Raw genomic sequence first — 25810 nt, 5'->3', positions numbered from 1 at the left:
AAAATTAAAAAACCCAACAGAATCAAGGTCTGTCGGGCATTTTGGGATTTGTTAAAATTATGTGTACATTTTGTGAAAAGTGCCATATTTCTATTCAGTCATAAAATATAACTATTATATAGAACGATTTAACATTAATTGTAATATTTTATGTAATGTTATTTTACTTCTACATAATGCGTTGACTCATTGACTGCACCATCAGAATCTTCAACTTTATAAACGACTTTGTATTTACCAACTTTATCTGTATTAATGTCACTATCAACAGTAATTTTGTGAGTTAAATCACCATCTTCTTTGTCATAAGCGCTTACGCCTTTAAGTAGATTGTAATTTTCTCCTTTTTCAATAACTGTGTCTTTTGTGCCTTTGAGTTGGGGAATTGTATTGTCAGTAGCTTCAGCACTTAGGTTAGGGGTTACTAATGTAGCTGAAACGCCAATTGCTGATAATGATTGTATTAATTTATTCATAAAGTTAACCTCCGCTTTGAAAAACCATTAGTTGATTTAATATCAATATACGATAAATGAATATATTTAACATCATACTATAGTACCAATATAACCATCGAATTTTAACTAGTATAAAAATTTGAGTTAAAATTAAGTAAAGTGACATATTTATGAATATTATCACATAAAACTATTTTGAACGATGTTTTGTATTATAATAATTATTGAAGGATATATATTTTGAATAAGGGAGTAGCTTAAAATGTTAAATGAAAATGAAAAAAATATTATTCAACAAACAGTACCAGTTTTACAAGAAAAGGGCGTAGCAATCACTTCTTATTTTTATAAAAGCATGTTTAATCAGCATCCTGAACTAAAAAATATGTTTAATCAAACGAATCAGAAAAAAGGTTTACAATCAACTGCATTAGCACAAAGCGTTCTCGCAGCAGCAATGAATATTGAAGATCTAACGCGTATATTACCTGTTGTAGAAGAAATAGCGTATAAACATTGTGCATTACAAGTACCACCAGCTGGATATGACATTGTAGGAAAGCATTTGTTAGAAGCTATACAAGAAGTATTAGATTTAGATAGCGAGGATGAAATCGTCGTAACGTGGGGAAAAGCTTACCAAGAAATCGCTGATGTCTTTATTAAAGTAGAACAACAAATATATGAACAAATGGCTTGGGAAGGATTCGAATCATTCGAAATTTTACAAATTGAACAAGTTTCAACAGATATTAAATCATTCACAGTAAAATCAGAACAGTTCGATTTCAGTCATTTTACACCAGGTCAATTTATTACAGTTGATATAGAAAGTGAACATCTACCATACCGTGCAAAACGACACTATTCTATTATTGAAGGAAATAATGATACATTAACTTTCGCAGTAAAGCGAGATACGTCAACAGAACATGAAGGTGAAGTTTCTACCGTTTTACATGATGAATACAAAGTCGGTGATCAAATTCAATTATCTGCACCTGTAGGCGCTTTTTCTATTCAAAATGAAACGCATCCACAACTATTTATTGGTTCTGGTATAGGTGTAACGCCATTAATTCCAATGTTCAAACAACTTTCGAAAGGGGAAAATGAAGTTAATTTTATTCAAAACACTTCTGATATAAATGATGTTCCTTTTGAAGAAACATTAACTGAAATTGCAGAATCTGGAAATAATAGTAGCTATGTAATATATGATAAACGTAAAAATGGCTATATTGATGAAAGCTATTTAAAAAATTATATTAATGATGAAACTGAAATTTATGTGTGCGGTGGCCAATCATTTTTACAATCTATGATTGAAACATTGAAAGCTATGGGCATCGCGCCTTCGAAAATTCATTTCGAATCATTTATACCTAAATTAAGCATACAAGCATAAATAACTATAAAAGATATTAAAAAACTGGGGGAGGCACGAGTAAAACTTAAACCCCACAAATTAAATAAAGATACAAAACATGTACAAATGAAAACGATTTACATCAACTATTTATTACAGATGTAAAAACAACATATGACCGAAAGCGCCCAAACCTTGTGAAATAAAGGTTTAGGCGTTTATTAATATTAATATAATGTTTTGTTATAGGTAGTGACGTTGTATATAATATGCATTGGAATTTTTAACCTCAATTGATTTAGAAACACCACCTTCTTCTTGCAATTCTTTCAACGACTCAAGTTATTTGAGCTATCATCTTGTACATTGACACTTACTGTAGTTAAAACAGTGCCACATAATAAGTTCTTAACTAACTTTTTCATTAATTTCTTCGATTGATTTGACTTTATTACATTTAAAAACATATCATAAAAAGGTAGAATAATATTTATTTTTTACAAAATATTAACAAGAATAAAAATTTACTTTAGGAGCTTAATATGAAAAAAATATTTAAAATTATTTCAATTGTCGTCATTATTTTAATTATTGCTTTAGTCGTAATTATCTATGCAGGAAAACATATGTATTTAAATTATCAAAAACATGAAGAAGCTAAAATCAAAGAGAAAGTTCATCGTGTACTTAAGAAAAAAGGGTGGGAAAAGAGAATCAAAACAGAAGAGCCCACTTTCACGTTAAATACTGGATATAACTATTTAGAAGTCACTTATAAAGATGAACCTTATAATACATATCAATATGATGTTGATGATAATGGTAAAATAACTGGTGATGCAAATTTAAAAGATAAATATAATAAATATTGGAATAATAAGAAAAAGCGTGAAAAATATAAAAAGAGACATCACTTTGATGAAAAATATGATTTGAAATAAATGGAAAGAGACTAGCAAATTTTTGCTAGTCTGTTTTATATTTATTACTAATTTGATTATGTAATAATTTATATTTTTATAAATTTATAAAAATATAATCTGTAATAACGATATACGATAACATAATTCTTATTATAGAAAGCTAGGTTTTATACTCGTTTCATTAATCTTGAAAACATTTTACGATTTGTTCTTAGACACATAGGGTTCTTCCTCTAAAATATATTTATAGTAAGATTCCTTTTTTTTTCTAATTCAGTCATATCAGTAACAACATAATCATTGTCACTATTACTAAGTGCAGGTTTTGGGGTTACTACATAACAATAATGAACATTAGGTTGATCTTTATATACAACCCATTTTTCAGCGTCGCCCATCATTATATTAAAGCTCATCTTTTCGTGTTTTATTTTTTTGTCCCAACCTTTACGTTCTATGACATGATCGATAATTTTCTCACTCTTATGTTTCTGATAAGAAATCACACTTAAAATCCAAACTGTTAAGGTAAGAATGATACAAATAATAGAAATTATTAAAATTTTTAAGGTCTTGTTCATTTTTTATTTACTTCTCCTTTTTACATTTCCGGTGAAATCAATATAACTAGTACAAACCTTATACGATAACTTAGTTGTTTTTTCATTGAGAGAAATTATGTATAATTTTAGGTCATTTTATGTTCTTATTTAATTGTAATGTAACATAAACATTAGGGATATTTTTAAGAGTATAAGAAGTGAAGGGAACTTGATTCAAAATTGCATAAAACAAAGAAAACGTTAATTTCTATTTATATCTCAATAGAAATTAACGTTTATTTTTAATCAGTAATATTTATGCCTAAGCACAACTTTATATCTATTTAATACCTCTGCGCATTTTTTCTGCGATTAATGTATTATTTAACACCATTGTGATTGTCATTGGGCCAACGCCACCAGGTACTGGTGTGATTGCACCTGCAATTTCTTTAACGTCTTCGTATTCAACGTCACCTTTTAATTTTCCATTTTCATCTGGTGTGTTACCAACGTCTACTACAACTGCACCTTCTTTAACATCATCTTTAGTAACTAATCCAGGTCTACCTACCGCACTTACAATGATATAGGCATTTTTTAAATGTTGATGCATATCTTTTGTTTTTGAATGTAGTATCGTAACTGAAGCATTTTTTTGTAGTAAAAGTTTAGAAACTGGTTGCCCTACGATGTGACTACGACCTAAGATGACCGCATCTTTACCTTCGATATCCATATCTGCGTGGTTTAAAATTTCCATAATACCTAATGGTGTACACGGAACGAAAGTTTGTTCATCGATATATAATTTACCAATATTAATAGGATGGAAACCGTCCACATCTTTATCTGGGTTGATTGATTCTAATACTTTTTGTTCGCTAACTTGTTCAGGTAGTGGAACTTGAACGAGAATACCACTTACAGAATCATCTTCATTTAAACGGTTTAGTTCGTTTAATACTTCCTCTTCACTCGTAGATTCATCTAAATGTACGATTTCAGAAATCATACCAATTTTTTCTGCTGCCTTTTTCTTTGCATTTACATAACTTTGGCTAGCACCATCATTACCTACTAATATAACTGATAATTTAGGTGTATAACCTTGTGATTTTAATGTTTCAACTTGTTCTTGAAGTCCTGCTCTATAGTCTTTAGCAATTTGCTTACCATCTAAAATTTTTGCGACCATGTATATTCCTCCTCGAAGTGATTAACTTAACTTTAACATAAAATGTACACCGAATATCAACCAAAAGACGTAGATTAAGAACGAAAATTGTTTTAAAGTTCGATTTTTGATTGAAAAACCATGGTTTAATTGTTATGCTATATTTGTAATATACAACGATTAGTAGTACTATTTCAAATTTCTGAAAGGGTGTTCAATTTGAGAGTGGTAGTCATTATGGGTAGTTCTTCAGATTGGGAAACAATGAAAGAAAGTTGCGCAATGCTTGAAGAATTCGAAATTCCGTACGATAAAAAGGTAGTTTCAGCACATCGTACGCCACAATTAATGTTTGAATTTTCAAATGAAGCAAGAGCAAATGGTTACGATGTTATTATAGCTGGCGCAGGTGGTGCAGCTCATTTACCAGGTATGGTTGCGTCTATGACAACTTTACCAGTTATAGGTGTGCCAATTGAGTCTAAGAGCTTGAAAGGATTAGATTCTTTATTATCAATCGTTCAAATGCCAGGTGGTATTCCTGTTGCAACAACAGCTATAGGTAAATCAGGAGCCAAAAACGCAGGCATTTTAGCTGCAAGAATGCTCAGTATTCAAAATGATGAAGTACGTGAAAAATTAGAAAATTATGAAAGATCATTGGTTGAGAAAGTGAGTGAAATGCAACGTGAACTTTAAAACATTGAACTTTGGTTCAACAATTGGAATTATAGGCGGCGGACAACTTGGTAAGATGATGGCCCAGTCAGCACAAAAGATGGGTTACAAGGTCATCGTATTGGATCCGGACGAAGCATGTCCTTGTCAGTATGTTGCCAATGATTTTATCAATTCGAATTATGACGACATTGATGCACTGAATAAATTAGGTAAACTGTCAGATGTAATTACGTATGAATTTGAAAATATTTCAGCAACACAGTTACAAACATTAGTCTCAACATATAATATTCCTCAAGGATACGAAGCTATTCAATTACTACAAGATAGATTGACGGAAAAAGAATCACTCCAAGCGGCTCAAACGAAAATTGCTCCTTTCGTACAAATATCTGAGCCTAGTGATTTACAAGAGGCTATAGATACAATCGGTTATCCTTTTATCTTAAAAACGAGATTCGGTGGATATGATGGTAAAGGTCAAATATTAGTTGAAGATGAGAGTGCATTAGATGAAGCTACTGAACTTGTAAAAGAACAAGAATGCGTGGCTGAACAATATTTAGCATTACAACAGGAAGTATCTCTAACCGTGACAATCGGTAACGATAACCAAATTGCGTATTTCCCACTACAGGAAAATGAACATCAAAATCAAATATTATTTAAAACAATCGTTCCTGCACGATCAGATAAAACGCAGGAAGCACGTGAAGAAGTTGAAAAAATTATCAATCATATTCACTTTGTAGGTACTTTTACAGTAGAGTTCTTTATTGATGTAAATGATAATTTATACGTTAATGAAATTGCACCAAGACCTCACAATTCTGGACATTATTCAATTGAGGCGTGTGATTATTCGCAATTTGACACACACATTTTAGCTGTGACTGGTCAACAATTACCTGCGAATATTGAATTACTTAAACCAGCTGTCATGATGAACCTATTAGGCAGAGATTTAGATTTACTTGAAGATCAATTTAGTTCGCATCCTGAATGGCATGTCCATGTATATGGAAAGACTGAGCGTAAACCTGATAGAAAAATGGGACACATTACAATCTTAACGGATGATGTTAATCAAACTGAGAGTGAAATGTTAGAGAAATTTGAAGGGAGATATAATTAATGTCTTTATTATATGAAGGTAAAGCAAAACGTATCTATTCAACTGAGCAATCTGATGTATTACGCGTTGAGTATAAAGACGAAGTGACAGCAGGAAACGGTGCTAAGAAAGATTCAATCGAAGGGAAAGGTCGTTTAAACAATCTGATTACTTCAAAAATATTTGAATATATTCAATCTAAAGGCGTAAATAGTCATTTTGTAAAGCAACTCTCTGAAACGGAACAACTTGTTAAATCAGTAGAAATTATCCCATTAGAAGTAGTAGTCCGAAACATTGCAGCTGGCTCAATTACAAAACGTCTTGGTTTTGAAAAAGGTCACGAATTTGACACACCGTTAGTCGAATTTTTCTATAAGAATGATGACCTCAATGATCCACTAATTACCGAAGACCATATCCAATTATTGCACCTTGCTTCTGAAGCAGAAGTAGGTCATTTAAAACAAGCTGCACTTGAAGTAAATCAAGCATTAGTTAACTTAATGGATGAAATGAATTTAAGATTAGTAGATTTTAAAATCGAGTTTGGCCGTACACCAGAGGGTAAAATATTACTAGCAGACGAAATTTCTCCTGATACATGTCGTATTTGGGAAAAGCATAGTGATAAAAACTTAGATAAAGACGTTTATCGTGAAGACACAGGTTCAATTATTGACACATATGAAACTTTCTTAAATAAATTGGAGGCATTATAAAAATGAAAACTATTGAATTGCATATCACATTACAACCACAAGTATTAGATACTCAAGGACAAGCGTTAAACCGTGCGGTACATGATTTAGGTTATACGCAGGTGAATGATATTCGCGTTGGTAAGGTTTTATACATGACAGTAGATGAAGCGACAGATGAAGCGGTAAATAATGTCGTAACTACATTAAGTGAGAAACTATTTGCAAATACGGTTATCGAAGAATATAGCTACAAAGTCGTGGAAGAAGGAGAGAAAGCATAATGAAGTTTGCAGTGCTTAAATTTCCAGGGTCAAACTGTGACCGTGATATGTACAATGCAGCCATAAAATCTGGCGTAGATGCAGATTACGTTGATTATCGTAATACATCTTTAGAAGGCTTTGATGGGGTGCTTATCCCTGGAGGATTTTCATTTGGTGATTATTTAAGATCAGGTGCAATGGCTAGTGTGGCACCTATTATAAAGGAAGTAAAACGTTTAGCGGACGAAGGTAAACCTGTATTAGGTGTGTGTAATGGTTTCCAAATTTTAACTGAAATAGGTTTATTACCTGGTGCTTTATTACACAATGATTCTCATCTATTTGTTAGTCGTAATGAATCACTAAAAGTTATCAATAATGAAACACCGTATACAAATTTATACGATAAAGATGAAGTCGTAGTATATCCTGTTGCACATGGTGAGGGACATTATTATTGCACGTCAGAAATGTACGAAGATTTAGAAAAAAATAATCAAATTATTTTAAAATACGAAGACAATCCTAACGGTTCATACAATGATATTGCTGGTATCGTAAATAAAGAAGGAAATGTCTGTGGAATGATGCCACATCCTGAACGCGCAATAGAGTCTATTTTAGGAACAGATAGTGGTATAAAATTATTTGAAGCAATGGTGAATAGTTGGAGGGAACAAAATGTCTAAATTTATTGAACCTAGTGCGGAAGAAATTAAATTAGAACGTTTGTATAAAGACATGGGTTTAAGTGATGCTGAATACGATAAAGTTTGTGAAATATTAGAAAGAGAACCAAATTTTACTGAAATTGGTATCTTCTCAGTTATGTGGAGTGAACATTGCTCTTATAAACATTCAAAACCGTTTTTAACACAATTCCCAACATCAGGTGAACATGTATTAATGGGTCCTGGTGAAGGTGCAGGTGTTGTAGACATCGGCGACAATCAAGCAGTAGTATTTAAGGTTGAATCACATAACCACCCTTCAGCCGTTGAACCATATCAAGGTGCAGCAACTGGTGTCGGAGGTATTATTAGAGATATCGTTTCAATAGGTGCAAGACCTATTAATCTATTAAATAGTTTACGTTTTGGTGAATTAACAGAAAAACAAAATCGTCGCTTATTAAATGGTGTAGTTGCAGGTATCGGTGGTTATGGTAACTGTATCGGAATTCCAACTACAGCTGGTGAAATTGAATTTGACGATCGCTATGATGGCAATCCTTTAGTAAATGCAATGTGTGTAGGTATTATCGACCACGACATGGTACAAAAAGGTACAGCTAAAGGTGTAGGAAACTCTGTAATTTATGTCGGTCTTAAAACAGGGCGTGATGGCATTCACGGCGCTACATTTGCATCTGAAGAATTGAGTGAAGATAGCGAAAGTAAACGACCTTCTGTTCAAATCGGGGACCCATTCGTAGGTAAGAAATTGATGGAAGCTACTTTAGAAGCGATTACGTACGATGAACTTATAGGTATCCAAGATATGGGTGCTGCTGGTTTAACATCATCTTCTTCAGAAATGGCAGCTAAAGGTGGAAGTGGCCTACACTTACAATTAGAAAAGGTTCCAACACGAGAAGAAGGCATCTCACCGTACGAAATGATGTTATCAGAAACGCAAGAACGTATGTTACTCGTAGTTGAAAAAGGCACTGAGGATAAGTTCTTAGATTTATTTGAAAAACATGAATTAGATAGTGCAGTTATTGGTGAAGTTACAGATACAGATCAATTCGTATTAACTTATGAAGATGAAGTTTATGCAGATATTCCTGTTCAACCATTATCTGGTGAAGCTCCTGTTTATGTCTTAGAAGGTGAAGCACCTGAGTATAACCAAAGTAAAAATGATTACAGCGATATCGACGTTAACAATGTCTTTGATCAATTGTTACAACATCCAACGATAGCATCTAAACGTTATTTATACGAACAATACGATCAACAAGTTGGTGCGAATACAATTATCAAACCAGGACTTCAATCATCTGTAGTACGAGTGGAAGACACAAATAAAGCTATAGCTTCAACAATTGATGGTGAAGCACGTTATGTATTTAATAATCCTTATGAAGGTGGAAAGATGGTTGTAGCAGAGGCCTATCGTAATCTAATCGCAGTAGGTGCCACACCATTAGCTATGACGGATTGTCTTAACTACGGTTCACCAGAGAAAAAAGAAATTTATCAACAATTAAATGATTCTACAAAAGGCATGGCGGAAGCTTGTAGATCGTTAGAAACGCCAGTCGTTTCAGGAAATGTTTCATTATATAACGAAACACGTGAGACTTCTATATTCCCAACTCCAATAGTTGGTATGGTCGGTTTAATTGAAGATATCAATTATTTAAATGACTTTAAACCTCAAGCGAATGAAAAAGTATATGTGGTAGGCGAAACAAATAATGACTTTGGTGGAAGTCAAATTGAGAAATTATTATTTGATAAAGTCAATCACGAATTTGAAAGCATTGATTTGTCAGATGAAATTCAAAAAGGTGAAGCGATCAAATCTGCAATTAGAAATGGCGTAGCATCACATGTACAAACAGTTGGTAAAGGTGGTTTATTAATTACACTAGCTAAATTAAGTGCACATTACCAATTGGGTATGGATGTTGAATTAGATGTTACGAATGAACAATTATTTAGTGAAACACAAGGACGCTATATCGTAACAGTTAAAGAAGGTCAGTCATTAGACATAGATAATGCAGTTGAAATTGGAACATTAACATCAGATAACAGTTTCAAAGTTACAAATAAACAAACGAATGTGGAACGCGAAGTTTCAAATCTGAATGAAATATGGGAAGGAGCAATTCCTCAATGTATGACATCAGTGGATTAAATGAAGAATGTGGCGTATTTGGTATTTGGAATCATAACGAGGCAGCACAATTAACTTATATGGGACTGCATAGTTTACAGCATCGTGGTCAAGAAGGTGCCGGTATTGCAGTTTCAAATGGAGAAACACTTAAAGGTGAGCGCGGTTTAGGTTTATTAACTGAAGCTATATCAGACATTAAATTAGAATCATTAAAATCGCACCAACATGCAATCGGCCATGTGAGATACGCAACATCTGGAAATAAAGGCATCGAAAACATTCAACCGTTCGTATATCATTTCTATGATATGAGTGTAGCAGTTTGTCACAATGGTAATTTAATCAATGCGCAAAGTTTAAGAAAAGCATTAGAACATCAAGGATCTATATTCCATTCTTCATCAGATACTGAAGTAATTATGCACTTAATTCGTAGAAGTAAAGCACCTTCATTTGAAGAAGCATTAAAAGAAAGCTTAAGAAAGATTAAAGGTGGTTTCACGTTTGCATTATTAACAAAAGATGCACTATACGGGGCAGTCGATCCTAATGCAATCCGACCGTTAGTTGTCGGTAAAATGAAAAACGGTGCGTATATATTAGCAAGTGAAACTTGTGCAATAGATGTACTAGGTGGCGAATTCGTTCGTGATATCCATGCAGGTGAATATGTTGTAATAAATGATGACGGTATTCGAGTGGAATCATATACACATCATACTACGACAGCGATTTCAGCTATGGAATATATTTATTTTGCAAGACCAGATTCTACAATTGCAGGTAAAAACGTACACGCCGTACGTAAACAATCTGGTAAACAATTAGCGATTGAAAGTCCTGCGCAAGATGCCGACATGGTGATTGGTGTACCGAATTCATCACTTTCTGCTGCATCTGGGTACGCCGAAGAAAGTGGTTTACCTTATGAAATGGGACTCGTAAAAAACCAATATGTTGCAAGAACTTTTATTCAACCGACACAAGAACTCCGTGAACAAGGTGTACGCGTAAAATTATCAGCTGTGAAAGATATTGTACAAGATAAAAATATCGTCCTAGTTGATGACTCAATTGTAAGAGGTACGACAAGCCGTAGAATTGTGCGCATGCTTAAAGATGCAGGTGCGAAATCAATACATGTACGTATTGCATCACCTGAATTTATGTTCCCAAGCTTTTACGGCATTGATGTTTCTACTACGTCAGAATTAATTTCAGCAAATAAATCACCAGAAGAAATAAGCGAACATATCGGTGCTGATTCTGTTGCTTACCTTTCAGTAGATGGATTAATTGACTCTATTGGTTTAGATGAAGATGTCCCATACAGTGGATTATGTGTAGAAAGTTTTACAGGTGATTATCCAGCCGGATTATACGATTATGAACCGAATTTCATAGATCAATTGAGCGAAAGACAAAAAGAATATTTAGCAAATCACAAACAATACTTTGATAAAGAGGGTAATTTGAATGTCTAAAGCATATCAAAAAGCAGGTGTAGATATTAACGCAGGTTATGAAGCGGTTGAACGTATGTCGAGCCATGTGGAACGCACGATGCGTAAAGAAGTACTAGGTGGACTGGGTGGTTTCGGAGCAACATTTGATTTATCACAGCTAGAGATGAAAGCACCTTTACTTGTATCTGGAACTGATGGTGTAGGTACGAAATTAAAGCTTGCTATCGATCATAATAAGCATGACACAATTGGTATCGATGCTGTTGCAATGTGTGTTAACGACATTTTAACGACAGGTGCAGAACCTTTATACTTCTTAGATTATATTGCGACAAACAAAGTGGTTCCTGAGGTAATTGAACAGATTGTTAAAGGTGTTAGTGATGGATGCGAGGAAACAAACACTGCTTTAATCGGTGGAGAAACAGCTGAGATGGGCGAAATGTACCATGAAGGTGAATATGATTTAGCTGGTTTTGCAGTAGGCGCAGTTGAAAAAGATGACTATATCGATGGTTCTTCAGTCAAGCCAGGTCAAGTAATCATTGGTCTTGAATCAAGTGGCGTTCATTCAAATGGTTATAGTTTAGTTAGAAGATTAATTAAACAATCAAATATTAATTTAGACGATCAATTTGATGACAACCGAAGTTATTTAGAAGCATTTTTAGAGCCTACACGATTATATGTAAAACCTGTATTAGCAGTAAAAGAGCAAATTAAAATCCATGCAATGACACATATTACTGGCGGTGGATTTTATGAGAATATTCCTAGAGCATTACCAGAAGGTGTAACAGCGAAAGTAGATGTAACTCAATTCCCAACACCAGAAATTTTTAATTGGATTCAATCAGAAGGCGAAATTTCAACTGATGAGATGTACAACGTATTTAATATGGGAATTGGTTTTACACTCATTGTTGATGAAGATAAAGCTACAGAAACTTTAGAAATCTTAAATAAGCATCAAGTAAATGCATATCAAATTGGTGAAATTGTAGAAGGCGAGAAGTCAATAGAGTTAACGGGGGTAGAAAATTGACCAAAATAGCTATTTTTGCGTCCGGTTCAGGCAGTAACTTTGAAAGCATCATGAATGCTATCGAAGAAGGAAAGTTACAAAATATTGAAGTAACAGCTTTATATACTGATAAAGCTAATGCTTATTGTATCGAACGCGCTAGAAAATTCAACCTCGATGTGCATATTAATGAGTTGAAGAACTTTGATTCTAAAGCAGATTACGAACGAAAGATTATAGAATGGTTAACTGCCGAGAAAGTAGAGTGGATTATCTTAGCTGGTTATATGAAGCTTATCGGTGAGCATATACTCAATGCATATGATAGACGGATTCTAAATATACATCCGTCCCTTTTACCTAAATACAAAGGGAAAGATGCAGTTGGACAAGCATTTGAAAGTGGAGATACGGTGACAGGTTCAACCGTACATTATGTAGACAGTGGGATGGACACAGGAGAAATTATCGAACAAGGAACTTGTCCAATTTATAAAGAAGATACGAAAGCACAATTGGAAGAGCGTATCAAAGCAATCGAACATCAATTATATCCAGAAGTTATATCAAAAATCATTCAATAAGAGGTGCTAAGTAACATGAAAAAAGCAATTTTAAGTGTATCAAATAAAAGTGGCATTGTTGCGTTTGCTCAATCTTTAAACAAATTAGGATATGAGTTGTATTCAACAGGAGGCACAATGCGTACTTTAGTCGATGCTGATGTCCCTGTTAAATCAATTTCAGATTTAACGCAATTTGAAGAAATTATGGATGGACGTGTGAAAACATTGCATCCATCAGTACACGGTGGCATTTTAGCAGATCGTGATAAACCTGAACATCTTGAACAGTTAAAAGAACAACATATTGATTTAATCGATATGGTAGTTGTGAATTTATATCCGTTCCAAGAAACAGTAGCTAATCCTGATGTTACTGAAATGGATGCAATTGAAAACATTGATATCGGTGGACCGACAATGTTACGTGCAGCAGCTAAAAACTTTAAACATGTCACAACTGTTGTACACCCATCTGATTATAATGACGTAATCGAAAGATTAGAAAACGATAATTTAGATGAAGATTTCAGAAAATCATTGATGATTAAAGTATTTGATCACACAAATCAATATGATGCTGCAATTGTTGAGTTCTTCAAAGATAATAAAGAACAATTACGCTACGGTGAAAACCCACAACAATCTGCGCATTTCGTACGTACTTCAGACGCATTGCATACATTAGCTGGTGCAAAACAATTACATGGTAAACAGTTAAGTTTCAATAATATTAAAGATGCAGACGCTACACTTTCATTAGTAAAACAATTTGATAAACCAGCAGCTGTTGCAGTTAAACATATGAATCCATGTGGTGTAGGGGTAGCAGATACAATTGAACAAGCTTACAAATATGCATACGAAGCGGATAGTCAATCAATCTTTGGTGGTATTGTAGCATTCAATAGAACAGTAGATACTGAATTAGCACAGTCTTTTCATGAAATCTTTTTAGAAGTAGTCATCGCACCTAAATTTACGCGAGAAGCGTTCGATGTATTAAGTCAGAAGAAAAATATTAGATTGTTAGAAATTGATATGACGATTGATAATAGTGAAAAAGAGGTTGTATCTGTTTCAGGAGGATATCTCGTTCAAGATAAAGATAACGTCGTTACAAATCGTGAAGAGATGGAAGTCGTTACCGAAGCAGAACCTACGGAAGCTCAATGGGATGCAATGTTATTAGGTTGGAAAGTCGTTGCATCAGTTAAAAGTAATGCAGTTATTTTAACGAACCCTAAACAAACTGTTGGTATTGGTGCTGGTCAAATGAATCGTGTTGGTTCAGCAAAAATTGCCATCGAAAGAGCAATCGAAATTAATGATGAAGTCGTTATGGTTTCAGATGGTTTCTTCCCTATGGATGACACAGTAGAGCTTGCGGCACAATCAGGCATCAAAGCGATTATTCAACCTGGTGGCTCTATTAAAGATAAAGACTCTATTGAGATGGCAAACAAACACGGAATTGCAATGGTAACAACTGGCGTACGTCATTTTAAACACTAATATTATGGAGGTAAATCAAGTATGAAAATTTTAGTCATAGGTGCAGGTGGTAGAGAGCATGTACTAGCGCATAAATTACATCAATCTCCACTCGTCAATGAATTATTTGCCATACCAGGAAATGATGCAATGTCAGAAATTGCACAAGTGCAAAGTGATATAGCTGAAACAGACCATGATACAATCGTGTCATTTGCACAAGAACATGATATCGATTGGACAGTTATTGGGCCTGAACAACCTTTAACTGAAGGTTTAGCAGATAAACTTGAAGCAAATGACATAAAAGTATTTGGTCCTAAAAAAGCAGCAGCCCAAATCGAAGGTTCAAAGCTATTTGCCAAACAACTCATGCAAAAATATGACATACCTACTGCAGAATACAAAGAAGTCAAAACAAAAACCGAGGCTCAAAATTATATCCAACGTTGTGAATACCCAATTGTATTGAAAAAAGACGGGTTAGCTGCAGGTAAGGGCGTTATCATTGCTAATAATTTAGAAGAAGCAAATGAAGCTGTTGAGAAACTTTATCCTGAAGAAGACGGTATCGTTGTTTTTGAGCAATTTTTAGAGGGTGAAGAGTTCTCATTAATGACATTTGTTAATGGAACATATGCAGTTCCATTCGATTGTATTGCTCAAGATCATAAACGTGCCTTCGATCATGATGAAGGTCCAAACACAGGTGGTATGGGTGCTTATTGTCCAGTGCCACATATCGGTGAAGATGTGTTACAACAAACAAACGACAAGATTGCGCAACCTATTGCAAAAGCGATGGTTGAGGAAGGTACACCGTTCTTTGGTCTGTTATATATTGGTGCGATTTTAACGTCAGAAGGTCCAAAAGTAATTGAATTTAATGCACGTTTTGGAGACCCTGAAGCACAAGTATTATTAACGCGTATGGAAAGCGACTTAATGCAACACATCATTGATTTAGAGCAAAAACAACCCATTACATTTAAATGGAAATCACAATCAGTTGTTGGTGTAATGTTAGCATCAAAAGGCTATCCTGGTAGTTATGAAAAGGGTAAACAAGTATCAGGTTTCACTTTAGATGGTAAGTATTTTGTAAGTGGATTAAAGAAAGAGCAAGACAAATATGTAACTTCTGGTGGACGTGTTATTTTAGCGATAGGTGAAGGTGATGATATCGCAAAAGCGAAAGTACAAGCCTATGAAGCGGTTGATAAAATAGAAAGTGATGCACTCTTCTATCGTTCAGATATTAGTGATAAAGCAATAAAAAAATAAATAAAAATCGTCGACATCATATAAAGCGTTTTGATGTCGTCGATTTTTTAATTTAAATTAATACATATTTGAAACACGCACATCATGGATGCCTGATATTGGAAGCATATGTGCACATATACCTGCTACAAGCACAATACATAGCACTACTATAATAAAGATTAAATCTTTGTAAGAGAAACCTGCATAGTAATAATATGTTCGCTTGCCATCTTGGAATCCTTTTTTCTCCATCGCAACGGATAATTGATGAGCCTTGCGGATGTTTTGACTTAATAAAGGAATAAGTAAATGTTTGAGTCTCTTAAAACCTCTATAATTTTTGGCATCTATCATTTGATAACGCATTTTTAAAGAGCGCCTTAATTGAATGAGTGAAGTTATCATAAGTGGAACCATACGGATAGCTGCCATAAAGGCGTATGCAAACTTAGGTTTTACCTTTAAGTGTTGCATAAGACTATAAAAAATCATAACTATTTCAGATGTGAAGGCAAGCACCATACCATAAGTTGCGACAGTAAATGAACGTAAAGCTAAGTGCAACCCTCGATATAAACTTTCCACACTGATTTTTATAAATCCGAATTTGAAAATGACATGAGTGCCTTCACCATAAAAAATCATGAAGAGGCAAGATAAAAAACAGAAAAATATCGTGGCGACGATAAATGATAGTGTCACTTTCATCTTTAAACCACTAAATAATAACAAGAACACCAACATGAATATTCCTAGATATAACATATAATCAAACTGGTGTATAAAGATGACATAAAAGAACAATAAGATACCTAAAGTAAGTTTGGTGATAATGTTGACGTCATCAACAAATGTATAATGTTTTTTCCAAATATCAAACATGAGCTACCTCCTCGACTTCAACCAATTGTTGTTGATTTACATGTAAACGAAGTGTAGGGTAGCGTGATATGATTTCAGGATCATGTGTTACCATGATAATCGTTTGACCTTTCGTAATACGTTCATTAAATAAATTGATTAAATTGAATGTATTATGACTATCCAATCCGAATGTAGGTTCATCTAATATAATAAACTTTGAATTAGAACTTAAAGCAATCGCAACGCTTAAACGTCGTTTCTGACCCACTGAAAGCTCGAATGGGTGTTGAGATTTAACTCTTTCTAAATCTAATGTTTGTAACATTGATAGTGTTAACGCGTCCGCTTTCTTTTCATCTGTTTTATGATTTTTAAACTGAATATTGATTTCTTCATATACAGAATTCGTCATAAATTGTAATTCTGGGTTCTGATATACGAGATACATATGTTGAGCTGCTTCTTTAATTTTAGACAATTTTTTCTGATTAAAATACATTTTCCCATCGTATTTAATTAACTGCATCATTGATTCAAGTAAAGTTGTTTTACCCGAGCCGTTACGTCCAGTAATCGTAATCCATTCACCTGAGTCGATTTCTCGATAGGGGATGTGGATGAGTTCATGTTTACTCCGTTTTATATGAGTATCTTTAAATTCAAATTTATCATCATCTGTTATTTGCGGTTGGTATTTAATAGGTTGTGGTGCTGCGTTCCATGCTTTCGGATGCCAAACACCATATTCAGATAACAGATGTTCATAATTGTTTAAAATATTTATCGGTGTATCATCTGCAACAATCGCACCATCATAGTTAATTAAAATAACGCGGTCCACATGTTGCCAAATGTGTTCAACTTTATGTTCGACAATAATGACAGTTTGATTTGACCATAAGTCCTTAATTTTGTTCCACAAATCAGCGGTAGATTCGATATCCAACATCGCGGTTGGTTCATCTAAAAACAGTGTGTCGGCTTGTTGCAATAATGTTTCAGCTATTGCAAGCTTCTGTTTCATACCGCCACTTAAATGGTTAATGTATTGTTCTTTATCGACATCTAGTCCTACAGCTGATAAGGCTTCTTCAATGTGTCTGTCCATTTCATCTCTGGGCACTTGACGGTTTTCTAACACAAATGCAAGTTCTTCGTATACTTTAGGCATACAAAATTGTGCATCGGGATCTTGGAATATCATGCCACAATGTTTATCAATTTGGAGTTTATCGTATTTCATTGGTAAATCGATTAATTCTGGCACAATTCCACTTAAAACATTCAATAAAGTGCTTTTGCCAGAGCCAGATGGACCAACAAGTAATACCTTTTGTTTATCAGGTATTTCTAAATTTAAATTATCAAATGTTTTATGATCGACACTTGGATATTTAAGTCGTAAATTTTTTGCGATTATCACATTAAGAGCCCCTTATAAATTGTCGTAGTCACTTTTGTTTGAAGTTCTAAACAATCTCGTTACTCCTGTCTGATCTAATGCCTTAACGATTAAGTAAGAGAATAAACCAGCTACTACGATGCCTCCGATGAGACGGAAAATAATATATAATGCTAAATTCCATCCTGCTAGTTCATTTAAATAACCATATGCAAAATCTAAAGGTAATGTAGAGATAGCTGTTAATAATCCGGCGAGCATTGCGACCATTGCTGAACGAGACTTATATCTAAAGATAGCGAATATAATCTCACAAGCTAAACCTTGGATAAAGGCATAAATCATTACGGCGGGATCGAATTTTCCTGTAATGATTGTTTCCCCAGCGCCTGCAGCAAACTCTGCTAATAATGCGATTCCTACTTTTGGAATAATTAAGTACGCAACAACAGCAGCCATAAACCATGCGCCATAAGAAAGCTCTTCAATATGTAGCCCAGTTACTTTCATTGCATTGTAAACTACATACCAAAGGTTATATATGACCGCAAAGACAACAGCAATTAATACGGTAACAAGTATTTCTGATAATTTGAGTCCTTTTGACATTGTTCTTCCTCCTAATATAAAAACGCACAACCTAAAATAGATTGTGCGTACGAAAGCATCCGAATCACAGTTTGTGTATACACATTGATTCGGTACACTTTCCTACGCTAGTTTCATCTAGATCAGGTTCGAAGGGTTTGAGGGTTTACCTCATCTCAGTCACAAAACACCCCTAGTGCGAATGTTATATTTAAATTTTAATTCTAATGTATGCCTTTTGTTACATCCTGTCAAGGTTATCATGGAATGTTCTTTTCGTAAATTGGGACTGGGACAGAAATCGAAATTTCTATTATAGAGATTTCGTAGTTTCACTCATTGACAAAAAGGGAGTGGGACAGAAATCGAATTTCCTAATAAAGATTTCGTAGTCCCACACGGGAAGGATGACTAGGATTGAAAAAAGCTTGTTATAAGCGCATTTTCAATTCAGACATCTACTGCCAAGTTGATAAAAAGTCTGAAAAACCTATTATTGTCTCAGACGCAGATGTTTGTGGTAATTTGAATATAAGAAAAATCATGAATTAAAAAACGCCATTCACGTAAAAGGGAATGACGTTAATCTATTTTTTAGTCTAATGTGTCTTGAATATCTTGTTGTGTTTCTTCAGAACCTTCATCTTTAGATTCTTGTTGTTCTTTTAATTTATCTTCAGCTTTTTTTGCTTCTTCGGCAGCTTGTTTGTTTTGTTCTTCTTTACTCATATCACATACACTCCTTACCATATTTGTAAAATATGTTTCACTCTATATTTACCCGTTTCGATAAAATTAAACCACTAACAATTGTTATAACGTCGACGATATAATGGAGGACGTTGGAATTTCTGTACTAAAAATTTTTGTCACATGTATTGTAGAAGTTTAAATATGCAAATTATAAGGTATTTATATCATACTAAAGACTTATTTGCTAATTTATTAAAGACAAGAACGCGATGTTCATATATAATAACCTTGAGGTGAATGGTATGTCCTTTTTAAAGAAGCACGCTGAGATATTATACAGTTATATTATTGGCATTGTTTCTCTATTTTTAGGTCTCATTATTTTAGTGAACTTATCATTAATAAACAAATTAAATGGTAAAGGTAAGATTGACTTACATATTCATAATGTATGGGACTTTATAAATGCATTTTTTAGAGAAATAATTCGTGTGATGAGTAATTATATTGGGAGTTTCCCGATTATCAGTGCTATTTTAATAATATTATTTGGAATTGCATTAATTTATATTGGCGTAACACTTTTTAGAACAACGAGCTATGATTACGATATTTCTATTTTCTTTTTAGTCATAGGTGTTTTATTCTTCATCATTACAATTGCATTAATGACGCAAGTTTATAGTTTCTTTGCAATCATATTCATCATACCGTTTGCTATACATATAGGTTACATTATTTATAAGGATGAATTAAATCCTAATCGTAGAAAAGCCCATTTCTTATGGATAATCTTTTTATATGGTATTACCTATTTGTTAACGCAAATTGTACTATACGGTCGTATAGATGATAAACAGATTGTACCTGTAGACATCTTAAGTGTGAACACTTTCTTCTTAATTATGTGGTTATTAGGTCAAATGGCGATTTGGAATTTCTTATTCTTAAGAAGATCATTGCCTTTAACGAAACAGGAATTAGGGGAAGAAGAACCGGAATTATCACGAACTAAAAAAGAATCAATGTCTAATCAAACTAAAGAACACTTTAAAAGTATACAAGACAAAACAACAGAGTTTACTAGAAAAACAAGAAGAAGCGTTGATTTACAAAAGGTTAGAGATAAAAAAGATAAGTTTATCACTAAATGGAAAGAGAAAATTGATATTCAAGAAGATGATATTCCAAATTGGATGAAAAAACCAAAATGGCTTAAAACATTTTACGTAGAGCTCTTCTGTGGGGCAGTGTTACTATTCTTTACTTTATTTGAATTTAGTAACCGAAGCGAAATCTTCACAAGTGATTCTTGGGATTTATCACAAACACAAGTAGTCATAGAATGGGTAACATTATTAATTCTAATGTTAATCATGATTGCTTACATTTTAACTACATTAACGAATTATTTAAGAGGTAAGTTCTACTTCTTACATTTATTCTTAGTAAGTATATTATTCTTCAAATTATTAACAGAATTCGCAAACATCATGGTCCATGGTTCATTATTCTCAACATTTATTACGCCAACATTATTATTAATGTTAATTACAATTACAGTAGCTTTCGTAATTAAATTGCGAGAACCATCCAAAGATTAATCGATGAAATTACTCATTAACTTAAGAAATAATCGACAAAGTATGATTAATGTACTTTGTCGATTTTTTTATTGAGCTACAATCAAATGAAAAGATAGTGTTTATCGTTAAATTTACAACTATATATAACAATATTGGGTTAACTTTTTTCAGTAATTTAAATATGTTTAAATGAACATGGTATTTAACCTCACCAAGATGATAAAATGAATAAATAACAGATAAATTAGGAAAGGCGGACAAAATGTAATGAAGACTGCCACATTAAATAAAGGTAAAGAAACGAAATATTTAAATGAATATCCATTAATTGAAGAAGAAGATTTATATGCATACGATCATTTAAAGGATGGAGAACTGTTTCATCTCGTAAATGATCAAGGTAATTATATTGCTACAGCATACGTTGGTAAACAACATAAAGGTATAGGTTGGGTGTTAAGTTACGATAAAAATGAAGTGATTAATACACAATTTTTCGAACGACTATTTGAAATCGCGAAAGAAGATCGTCAATATTTTTATAATATAGAAGGTACGAATGCGTTTAGAATATTTAATGGTGAAGGTGACGGCGTCGGTGGTTTGACTATTGATAATTATGATGGTCATTTTTTAATTCAATGGTATTCAAAAGGCATTTATAAATTCCGTTACAGTGTATTACAAGCCTTTAAAAATGTATTTGAATATACTTCAATTTTTGAGAAAACACGTTTTAAAGATGCACAAATTGATGGTGGCTTTGTTGACGGAGAAGATCCAGAATTTCCAATTGTAATAGAAGAAAACTTCACATTTTATAATGTTGATTTAAATGATGGTCCAATGACAGGTATTTTTCTTGATCAAAGAGAAGTAAGAAAGAAATTAAAAGATCAATTTTCCGAAAATAAGCGTTTATTAAATGTTTTTAGCTATACAGGTGCATTTTCAGTTGCTGCTGTTGAACATGCAAAAGTAACGACGAGTGTGGACTTAGCTAACCGGTCACGTCCTTTAACGGAAGAAAACTTTGGTCTTAATGGTATTGACCCAAAATCACAATATATTTTCGTTATGGATACTTTTGACTTTTTCAATTATGCGAGTAGACATCAATTTGATTATGACACCATCGTTGTTGATCCGCCTAGTTTTGCTAGAAATAAAAAGAAAACATTTTCTGTAACGAAAGATTATGATAAATTGATTCAAGGCGCTTTGCAGGTACTCGCACCTCAAGGCACAATGTTGTTATGTACAAATAATAGTACATTTAATTTGAAAGCTTTTAAAAAGGTAGTGAAAGATACTTTAACACAAGCTGGTGTAGACTTTGAATTAGCAGAAGTTATGGGCTTGCCGAAAGATTTTAAAACACATCCACATTATAAACCTTCAAAATATTTAAAAGCGATTTTCGTTAAAATACAATAATTTTCTTCAAATAGGGTAATTCATTCAATATGAATATATTAACGAGGAGTGAAATTCATGGGTATAAAAAATAAAGTGACGAATAAATTCACACAAAAAGTTGGTAATAAAGTATTAAATATAGAAGAAATTAGTGAAAAAAGTAACTTACCAGTAACAAGTGATGATATTGCTGAAAGACGTCAACGTGCGCAAACTTTAGTTAAAAAGAAATCAATGCTTTCATCAGGCGTAAGTGTCGTTCCGATTCCTGGTTTAGACTTTGGTGTGGATATTAAATTAATGAAAGACATCATAGAAGATATAAACAAAATTTATGGTGTAGATCATAATCAAGTAAGCACAATGGGCGACGACATGAGAGAACGTGTATTTGCTGCCGCAGCTGTTCAAGGTAGTCAATTTATTGGGAAAAAAATTTCAGAAGCATTATTAAAAATGGTTGTTAAAGATGTTGCGAAAAGAGTAGCAGCTAAACAAACGAAATGGTTCCCAATTGTAGGTCAAGCTATTTCAGCATCATTAAGTTATTATTTCATGAAAAAAATGGGCGATGAACACATTGAAAAATGTGAAAAAGTAGTAAAAGAAATTGTCTAATTAAATAAATATGAAATTAAAGGAGTAGAACAGTAATCGAAGTTTCTAATAGAGATTCCTTACTCCCACTTATTGAGAAAGAGTCTGAGACATTTATTTTGTCTTAGACTCTTTTTTATCAATTTTAAAATTAGAAACTCAAAACATCCGTTACAGAAAGATGTTTGAATAGTTAGAATTTTATTACACTTTAACCGCATTTGGCCCAAATTACGCTACATCACAGGTATAACGCATTGAATTTACATGCATATTTTGGTAATCTTATTTGTATAAAACATTGATAGGTTTTATAATAAACTAACGAGTCTAACTATGCGAAGGAGAAATCTTAATATGGAACAAAAATCATATATAATCATTGACGAAACAGGTATTCACGCACGACCAGCTACGATGCTTGTTCAAACTGCATCTAAATTCGATTCAGATATTCAACTTGAATATAATAGTAAAAAAGTTAACTTAAAATCAATCATGGGTGTTATGAGCTTAGGCGTAGGTAAAGATGCTGAAATCAACATCTATGCTGATGGTAGCGATGAAAAAGAAGCAATTGAAGCAGTAACTGAAATCTTATCTAAAGAAGGTTTAACTGAATAATATGGCAAATTATATTAATGGGATTGCTGCATCTGATGGTGTAGCAATTGCCAAAGCTTATCTAATTGTTGAGCCGGATTTGTCATTTAACAATGAAAAGGTTACTGATGTAGACGCAGAGCTACAATTGTTTAAAAAGGCTATCGAAACATCCAAAGTTGAGTTAACAAAGATTAGAAACAATGCTGAAAAAAATATAGGTGCTGATAAAGCAGCTATTTTTGATGCACATTTACTTGTGTTAGATGATCCAGAATTAATTCAACCGATTGAAGAAAAAATAAAAAATGAAAAAGTTAACGCACCAACTGCATTAACAGATGTTACTGGTCAATTCATTACTATATTTGAATCTATGGATAATGAATACATGAAAGAACGTGCTGCTGATATCCGCGATGTTTCTAAACGTGTATTAGCACATTTATTAGGTGTCGAATTACCAAATCCTAGTATGATTGATGAAAGCGTTGTCATCGTTGGGAACGATTTAACACCTTCAGACACTGCACAATTAAATAAAGAGTTCGTGCAAGGTTTTGTTACGAACATTGGTGGAAGAACATCGCATTCAGCTATCATGAGTCGTTCTTTAGAGATACCTGCCGTAGTAGGTACTAAAACAATTTCCAAAGAAGTTAAACAAGGTGACATGATTATTGTAGATGGCTTAACAGGTGAAGTTATAGTTGACCCTACTGATGATGAAGTCATTGCTTATGAAAACAAGCGTGAACGTTTCTTTGAAGATAAAAAAGAATTACAAAAACTTCGTGATGAAGAAACAAAAACGTTAGATGGCAAACATGCAGAACTTGCAGCAAATATCGGAACACCTGATGATTTAACTGGTGTGATGGATAATGGTGCAGAAGGTATCGGTCTTTACCGTACTGAATTCCTTTACATGGGTAGAAATGAGTTACCATCTGAAGATGAACAGTTCGAAGCTTATAAAAAAGTGCTTGAAACAATGGAAGACAAACGCGTCGTTGTGCGTACGTTAGATATCGGTGGGGATAAAGAATTACCATATCTTAATTTACCGGATGAAATGAATCCTTTCCTTGGATACCGTGCAATTCGTCTATGTCTTGATCAGCCTGATATTTTCAGACCACAACTTAGAGCACTGTTACGCGCATCTGCTTACGGAAAGTTAAATATTATGTTCCCAATGGTAGCAACAATACAAGAATTCCGTGATGCAAAATCATTATTACTTGAAGAAAAAGAAAAATTACAAAATGAAGGTGTAGAAGTTTCTGATGATATCGAATTAGGTATCATGGTAGAAATACCTTCAACTGCGGCTTTAGCAGATATCTTTGCTAAAGAGGTTGATTTCTTCAGTATTGGTACGAATGATTTAATTCAATATACGATGGCAGCAGATCGTATGTCTGAACGTGTTTCATACTTATATCAACCATATAACCCTTCAATTTTACGCTTAGTTAAACAAGTCATTGACGCTTCACATAAAGAAGGTAAATGGACAGGTATGTGTGGTGAAATGGCAGGAGATGCTACAGCAATACCATTATTATTAGGTCTTGGTTTAGACGAGTTTTCAATGAGTGCAACATCTGTACTTAAAGCACGTCGCCAAATCAAAGGTTTAAGTCAAAATGAAATGGAAGAATTAGCTGCTAAAGCAATTAACTGTGCGACAACTGAAGAAGTTCAAACATTAGTTGATCATTACGCAAAATAATCGCAATTACATGATAAATAAAAATCGGGTGTGGGACAGACATCGAATTTTCAAACAAAAATTTCGTAGTCCCTCCTTAATGATAAAGAGTCTGAGACATCTATTTTGTCCCAGACTCTTTTTTGTATATTAATCAATATTTAATCTCTTATTCAATTTGTCCATATCTACTTGGTACATAGGTTCATCATCTAACAAGATAAAAGGAGTTGCAAAAGCATCATAATCAATCATTTCATTTCTATATTGTGAATTTGAAATATTTTTTTCTGTGTATGAAACGTCTTTGTCGGAAAGATAGTTTTTTATAAATTCACAAGGTGGACAGTCATCTTGAGTATATATTACGATATTTGTCATCTTCATCATCCCTTCAATATAATTTAACTCATTTTAATATAGGTAACATTTTAAAGAAATTCA

The 25810-nt window shown here is 33.4% G+C and carries 26 protein-coding genes and 1 riboswitch; of the genes, 18 read left to right on the top strand and 8 right to left on the bottom strand.

Annotated features, from left to right (window positions below; translation table 11 throughout):
- Positions 1-158 precede the first annotated feature (158 nt).
- A complete protein-coding gene (locus NGI30_RS07105; protein ID WP_251943166.1) occupies positions 159-476 on the bottom strand; it encodes an immunoglobulin-like domain-containing protein in 318 nt (105 codons plus the stop codon).
- A gap of 244 nt (positions 477-720) precedes the next feature.
- On the opposite strand from NGI30_RS07105, the gene NGI30_RS07100 reads away from it, so the two are divergent.
- Together NGI30_RS07100 and NGI30_RS07095 are read left to right on the top strand one after the other, a co-directional pair.
- Positions 721-1866, top strand: a complete 1146-nt coding sequence (locus NGI30_RS07100; protein WP_251516013.1) for a globin domain-containing protein — start codon at positions 721-723, stop codon at positions 1864-1866.
- Positions 1867-2369: 503 nt separating this feature from the next.
- Positions 2370-2768, top strand: a complete 399-nt coding sequence (locus NGI30_RS07095; protein WP_251943165.1) for a DUF3139 domain-containing protein — start codon at positions 2370-2372, stop codon at positions 2766-2768.
- 215 nt (positions 2769-2983) lie between these two features.
- Here the strand turns inward: NGI30_RS07095 and NGI30_RS07090 are convergent, their stop codons facing one another.
- Together NGI30_RS07090 and folD are read right to left on the bottom strand one after the other, a co-directional pair.
- Complete coding sequence (locus tag NGI30_RS07090) at positions 2984-3331, bottom strand: DUF3139 domain-containing protein (protein WP_251943164.1); 348 nt, start codon at positions 3329-3331, stop codon at positions 2984-2986.
- A gap of 301 nt (positions 3332-3632) precedes the next feature.
- Positions 3633-4490, bottom strand: a complete 858-nt coding sequence (gene folD, locus NGI30_RS07085; protein WP_251516017.1) for a bifunctional methylenetetrahydrofolate dehydrogenase/methenyltetrahydrofolate cyclohydrolase FolD — start codon at positions 4488-4490, stop codon at positions 3633-3635.
- Positions 4491-4688: 198 nt separating this feature from the next.
- On the opposite strand from folD, the gene purE reads away from it, so the two are divergent.
- From purE to purD, 11 genes are read left to right on the top strand one after another with little or no spacing between them, the layout of a single operon-like run.
- The gene (gene purE, locus NGI30_RS07080) at positions 4689-5168 is read left to right on the top strand and encodes a 5-(carboxyamino)imidazole ribonucleotide mutase (protein ID WP_251943163.1); all 480 of its coding nucleotides are present in this window, start codon (positions 4689-4691) and stop codon (positions 5166-5168) included.
- A complete protein-coding gene (gene purK / locus NGI30_RS07075) occupies positions 5158-6285 on the top strand; it encodes a 5-(carboxyamino)imidazole ribonucleotide synthase (RefSeq protein ID WP_251516023.1) in 1128 nt (375 codons plus the stop codon). The genes purE and purK overlap by 11 nt, the downstream gene beginning before the upstream one ends.
- Complete coding sequence (gene purC / locus NGI30_RS07070) at positions 6285-6986, top strand: phosphoribosylaminoimidazolesuccinocarboxamide synthase (RefSeq protein WP_251516025.1); 702 nt, start codon at positions 6285-6287, stop codon at positions 6984-6986. Before purK ends, purC begins: the two co-directional genes overlap by 1 nt.
- Before the next feature lie 2 nt (positions 6987-6988).
- On the top strand, positions 6989-7249 hold the full coding sequence (gene purS, locus NGI30_RS07065) for a phosphoribosylformylglycinamidine synthase subunit PurS (protein WP_251516028.1): 261 nt from the start codon (positions 6989-6991) through the stop codon (positions 7247-7249).
- Positions 7249-7920 carry a phosphoribosylformylglycinamidine synthase I gene (purQ, locus tag NGI30_RS07060; RefSeq protein WP_251943162.1) on the top strand — a complete coding sequence of 224 codons (672 nt, stop codon included), beginning with the start codon at positions 7249-7251 and terminating at the stop codon, positions 7918-7920. Before purS ends, purQ begins: the two co-directional genes overlap by 1 nt.
- Positions 7913-10102, top strand: coding sequence for a phosphoribosylformylglycinamidine synthase subunit PurL (gene purL / locus NGI30_RS07055; RefSeq protein ID WP_251943161.1), 2190 nt, complete (start codon positions 7913-7915; stop codon positions 10100-10102). Before purQ ends, purL begins: the two co-directional genes overlap by 8 nt.
- Positions 10081-11568: an amidophosphoribosyltransferase gene (purF, locus tag NGI30_RS07050; protein WP_251516036.1), complete on the top strand. Its 1488-nt coding sequence runs from the start codon at positions 10081-10083 to the stop codon at positions 11566-11568. Before purL ends, purF begins: the two co-directional genes overlap by 22 nt.
- A complete protein-coding gene (gene purM, locus NGI30_RS07045; RefSeq protein WP_251516039.1) occupies positions 11561-12595 on the top strand; it encodes a phosphoribosylformylglycinamidine cyclo-ligase in 1035 nt (344 codons plus the stop codon). Before purF ends, purM begins: the two co-directional genes overlap by 8 nt.
- On the top strand, positions 12592-13158 hold the full coding sequence (purN, locus tag NGI30_RS07040; RefSeq protein WP_251943160.1) for a phosphoribosylglycinamide formyltransferase: 567 nt from the start codon (positions 12592-12594) through the stop codon (positions 13156-13158). The genes purM and purN overlap by 4 nt, the downstream gene beginning before the upstream one ends.
- Positions 13159-13173: 15 nt before the next feature.
- Positions 13174-14652, top strand: coding sequence for a bifunctional phosphoribosylaminoimidazolecarboxamide formyltransferase/IMP cyclohydrolase (purH, locus tag NGI30_RS07035; protein WP_251943159.1), 1479 nt, complete (start codon positions 13174-13176; stop codon positions 14650-14652).
- Positions 14653-14673: 21 nt separating this feature from the next.
- A complete protein-coding gene (gene purD, locus NGI30_RS07030) occupies positions 14674-15915 on the top strand; it encodes a phosphoribosylamine--glycine ligase (RefSeq protein WP_251943158.1) in 1242 nt (413 codons plus the stop codon).
- Positions 15916-15972: 57 nt separating this feature from the next.
- Here the strand turns inward: purD and NGI30_RS07025 are convergent, their stop codons facing one another.
- The 4 genes from NGI30_RS07025 to graF form a co-directional block, all read right to left on the bottom strand.
- The gene (locus NGI30_RS07025) at positions 15973-16779 is read right to left on the bottom strand and encodes an energy-coupling factor transporter transmembrane component T family protein (RefSeq protein WP_251516051.1); all 807 of its coding nucleotides are present in this window, start codon (positions 16777-16779) and stop codon (positions 15973-15975) included.
- The gene (locus NGI30_RS07020) at positions 16772-18184 is read right to left on the bottom strand and encodes an ABC transporter ATP-binding protein (protein WP_251516054.1); all 1413 of its coding nucleotides are present in this window, start codon (positions 18182-18184) and stop codon (positions 16772-16774) included. The genes NGI30_RS07025 and NGI30_RS07020 overlap by 8 nt, the downstream gene beginning before the upstream one ends.
- A gap of 12 nt (positions 18185-18196) precedes the next feature.
- Positions 18197-18772 carry an ECF transporter S component gene (locus tag NGI30_RS07015; RefSeq protein ID WP_251516057.1) on the bottom strand — a complete coding sequence of 192 codons (576 nt, stop codon included), beginning with the start codon at positions 18770-18772 and terminating at the stop codon, positions 18197-18199.
- Positions 18773-18854: 82 nt separating this feature from the next.
- A riboswitch (TPP riboswitch) is annotated at positions 18855-18956 on the bottom strand.
- Positions 18957-19345: 389 nt separating this feature from the next.
- On the bottom strand, positions 19346-19480 hold the full coding sequence (gene graF / locus NGI30_RS07010) for a glycopeptide resistance-associated protein GraF (protein WP_251516059.1): 135 nt from the start codon (positions 19478-19480) through the stop codon (positions 19346-19348).
- A gap of 266 nt (positions 19481-19746) precedes the next feature.
- Here graF and auxA point away from each other — a divergent pair, with 266 nt between their 5' ends.
- From auxA to ptsP, 5 genes are all read left to right on the top strand, one after another.
- On the top strand, positions 19747-21048 hold the full coding sequence (auxA, locus tag NGI30_RS07005; RefSeq protein WP_251943157.1) for a lipoteichoic acid stability factor AuxA: 1302 nt from the start codon (positions 19747-19749) through the stop codon (positions 21046-21048).
- Positions 21049-21297: 249 nt separating this feature from the next.
- Positions 21298-22467 (top strand): class I SAM-dependent rRNA methyltransferase, encoded by a 1170-nt coding sequence (locus NGI30_RS07000; RefSeq protein ID WP_251943155.1) that lies wholly within the window; start codon positions 21298-21300, stop codon positions 22465-22467.
- Between the two features lie 57 nt (positions 22468-22524).
- Positions 22525-23067 (top strand): DUF697 domain-containing protein, encoded by a 543-nt coding sequence (locus NGI30_RS06995; RefSeq protein WP_251516065.1) that lies wholly within the window; start codon positions 22525-22527, stop codon positions 23065-23067.
- A 336-nt stretch (positions 23068-23403) separates the two neighbouring features.
- On the top strand, positions 23404-23670 hold the full coding sequence (locus tag NGI30_RS06990; protein ID WP_251516067.1) for a phosphocarrier protein HPr: 267 nt from the start codon (positions 23404-23406) through the stop codon (positions 23668-23670).
- A 1-nt stretch (position 23671) separates the two neighbouring features.
- Positions 23672-25387, top strand: a complete 1716-nt coding sequence (gene ptsP, locus NGI30_RS06985; protein WP_251516069.1) for a phosphoenolpyruvate--protein phosphotransferase — start codon at positions 23672-23674, stop codon at positions 25385-25387.
- A 129-nt stretch (positions 25388-25516) separates the two neighbouring features.
- Here the strand turns inward: ptsP and NGI30_RS06980 are convergent, their stop codons facing one another.
- A complete protein-coding gene (locus tag NGI30_RS06980; RefSeq protein ID WP_251516071.1) occupies positions 25517-25747 on the bottom strand; it encodes a glutaredoxin family protein in 231 nt (76 codons plus the stop codon).
- Positions 25748-25810 lie beyond the last annotated feature (63 nt).

The sequence above is a fragment of the Staphylococcus sp. Marseille-Q5304 genome (assembly GCF_943737015.1).
Classification (GTDB): Bacteria; Bacillota; Bacilli; order Staphylococcales; family Staphylococcaceae; genus Staphylococcus; species Staphylococcus hsinchuensis.
The sequence above is the reverse complement of the archived record's forward strand: the minus strand, read 5'-3'. Positions and strand labels throughout refer to the sequence as shown.

What these genes read in the sequence shown, in the direction of transcription:
- NGI30_RS07105 (WP_251943166.1), bottom strand. Translation starts at nt 476, where the DNA reads ATGAATAAATTAATACAATCATTATCAGCAATTGGCGTTTCAGCTACA.
- NGI30_RS06980 (WP_251516071.1), bottom strand. Translation starts at nt 25,747, where the DNA reads ATGACAAATATCGTAATATATACTCAAGATGACTGTCCACCTTGTGAA.
- purF (WP_251516036.1), top strand. Translation starts at nt 10,081, where the DNA reads ATGTATGACATCAGTGGATTAAATGAAGAATGTGGCGTATTTGGTATT.
- NGI30_RS07025 (WP_251516051.1), bottom strand. Translation starts at nt 16,779, where the DNA reads ATGTTTGATATTTGGAAAAAACATTATACATTTGTTGATGACGTCAAC.
- NGI30_RS07100 (WP_251516013.1), top strand. Translation starts at nt 721, where the DNA reads ATGTTAAATGAAAATGAAAAAAATATTATTCAACAAACAGTACCAGTT.
- folD (WP_251516017.1), bottom strand. Translation starts at nt 4,490, where the DNA reads ATGGTCGCAAAAATTTTAGATGGTAAGCAAATTGCTAAAGACTATAGA.
- purH (WP_251943159.1), top strand. Translation starts at nt 13,174, where the DNA reads ATGAAAAAAGCAATTTTAAGTGTATCAAATAAAAGTGGCATTGTTGCG.
- auxA (WP_251943157.1), top strand. Translation starts at nt 19,747, where the DNA reads ATGTCCTTTTTAAAGAAGCACGCTGAGATATTATACAGTTATATTATT.
- purQ (WP_251943162.1), top strand. Translation starts at nt 7,249, where the DNA reads ATGAAGTTTGCAGTGCTTAAATTTCCAGGGTCAAACTGTGACCGTGAT.
- NGI30_RS06990 (WP_251516067.1), top strand. Translation starts at nt 23,404, where the DNA reads ATGGAACAAAAATCATATATAATCATTGACGAAACAGGTATTCACGCA.
- purL (WP_251943161.1), top strand. Translation starts at nt 7,913, where the DNA reads ATGTCTAAATTTATTGAACCTAGTGCGGAAGAAATTAAATTAGAACGT.
- graF (WP_251516059.1), bottom strand. Translation starts at nt 19,480, where the DNA reads ATGAGTAAAGAAGAACAAAACAAACAAGCTGCCGAAGAAGCAAAAAAA.
- purS (WP_251516028.1), top strand. Translation starts at nt 6,989, where the DNA reads ATGAAAACTATTGAATTGCATATCACATTACAACCACAAGTATTAGAT.
- NGI30_RS07095 (WP_251943165.1), top strand. Translation starts at nt 2,370, where the DNA reads ATGAAAAAAATATTTAAAATTATTTCAATTGTCGTCATTATTTTAATT.
- NGI30_RS07015 (WP_251516057.1), bottom strand. Translation starts at nt 18,772, where the DNA reads ATGTCAAAAGGACTCAAATTATCAGAAATACTTGTTACCGTATTAATT.
- purC (WP_251516025.1), top strand. Translation starts at nt 6,285, where the DNA reads ATGTCTTTATTATATGAAGGTAAAGCAAAACGTATCTATTCAACTGAG.
- NGI30_RS07000 (WP_251943155.1), top strand. Translation starts at nt 21,298, where the DNA reads ATGAAGACTGCCACATTAAATAAAGGTAAAGAAACGAAATATTTAAAT.
- ptsP (WP_251516069.1), top strand. Translation starts at nt 23,672, where the DNA reads ATGGCAAATTATATTAATGGGATTGCTGCATCTGATGGTGTAGCAATT.
- purD (WP_251943158.1), top strand. Translation starts at nt 14,674, where the DNA reads ATGAAAATTTTAGTCATAGGTGCAGGTGGTAGAGAGCATGTACTAGCG.
- NGI30_RS07090 (WP_251943164.1), bottom strand. Translation starts at nt 3,331, where the DNA reads ATGAACAAGACCTTAAAAATTTTAATAATTTCTATTATTTGTATCATT.
- NGI30_RS06995 (WP_251516065.1), top strand. Translation starts at nt 22,525, where the DNA reads ATGGGTATAAAAAATAAAGTGACGAATAAATTCACACAAAAAGTTGGT.
- purM (WP_251516039.1), top strand. Translation starts at nt 11,561, where the DNA reads ATGTCTAAAGCATATCAAAAAGCAGGTGTAGATATTAACGCAGGTTAT.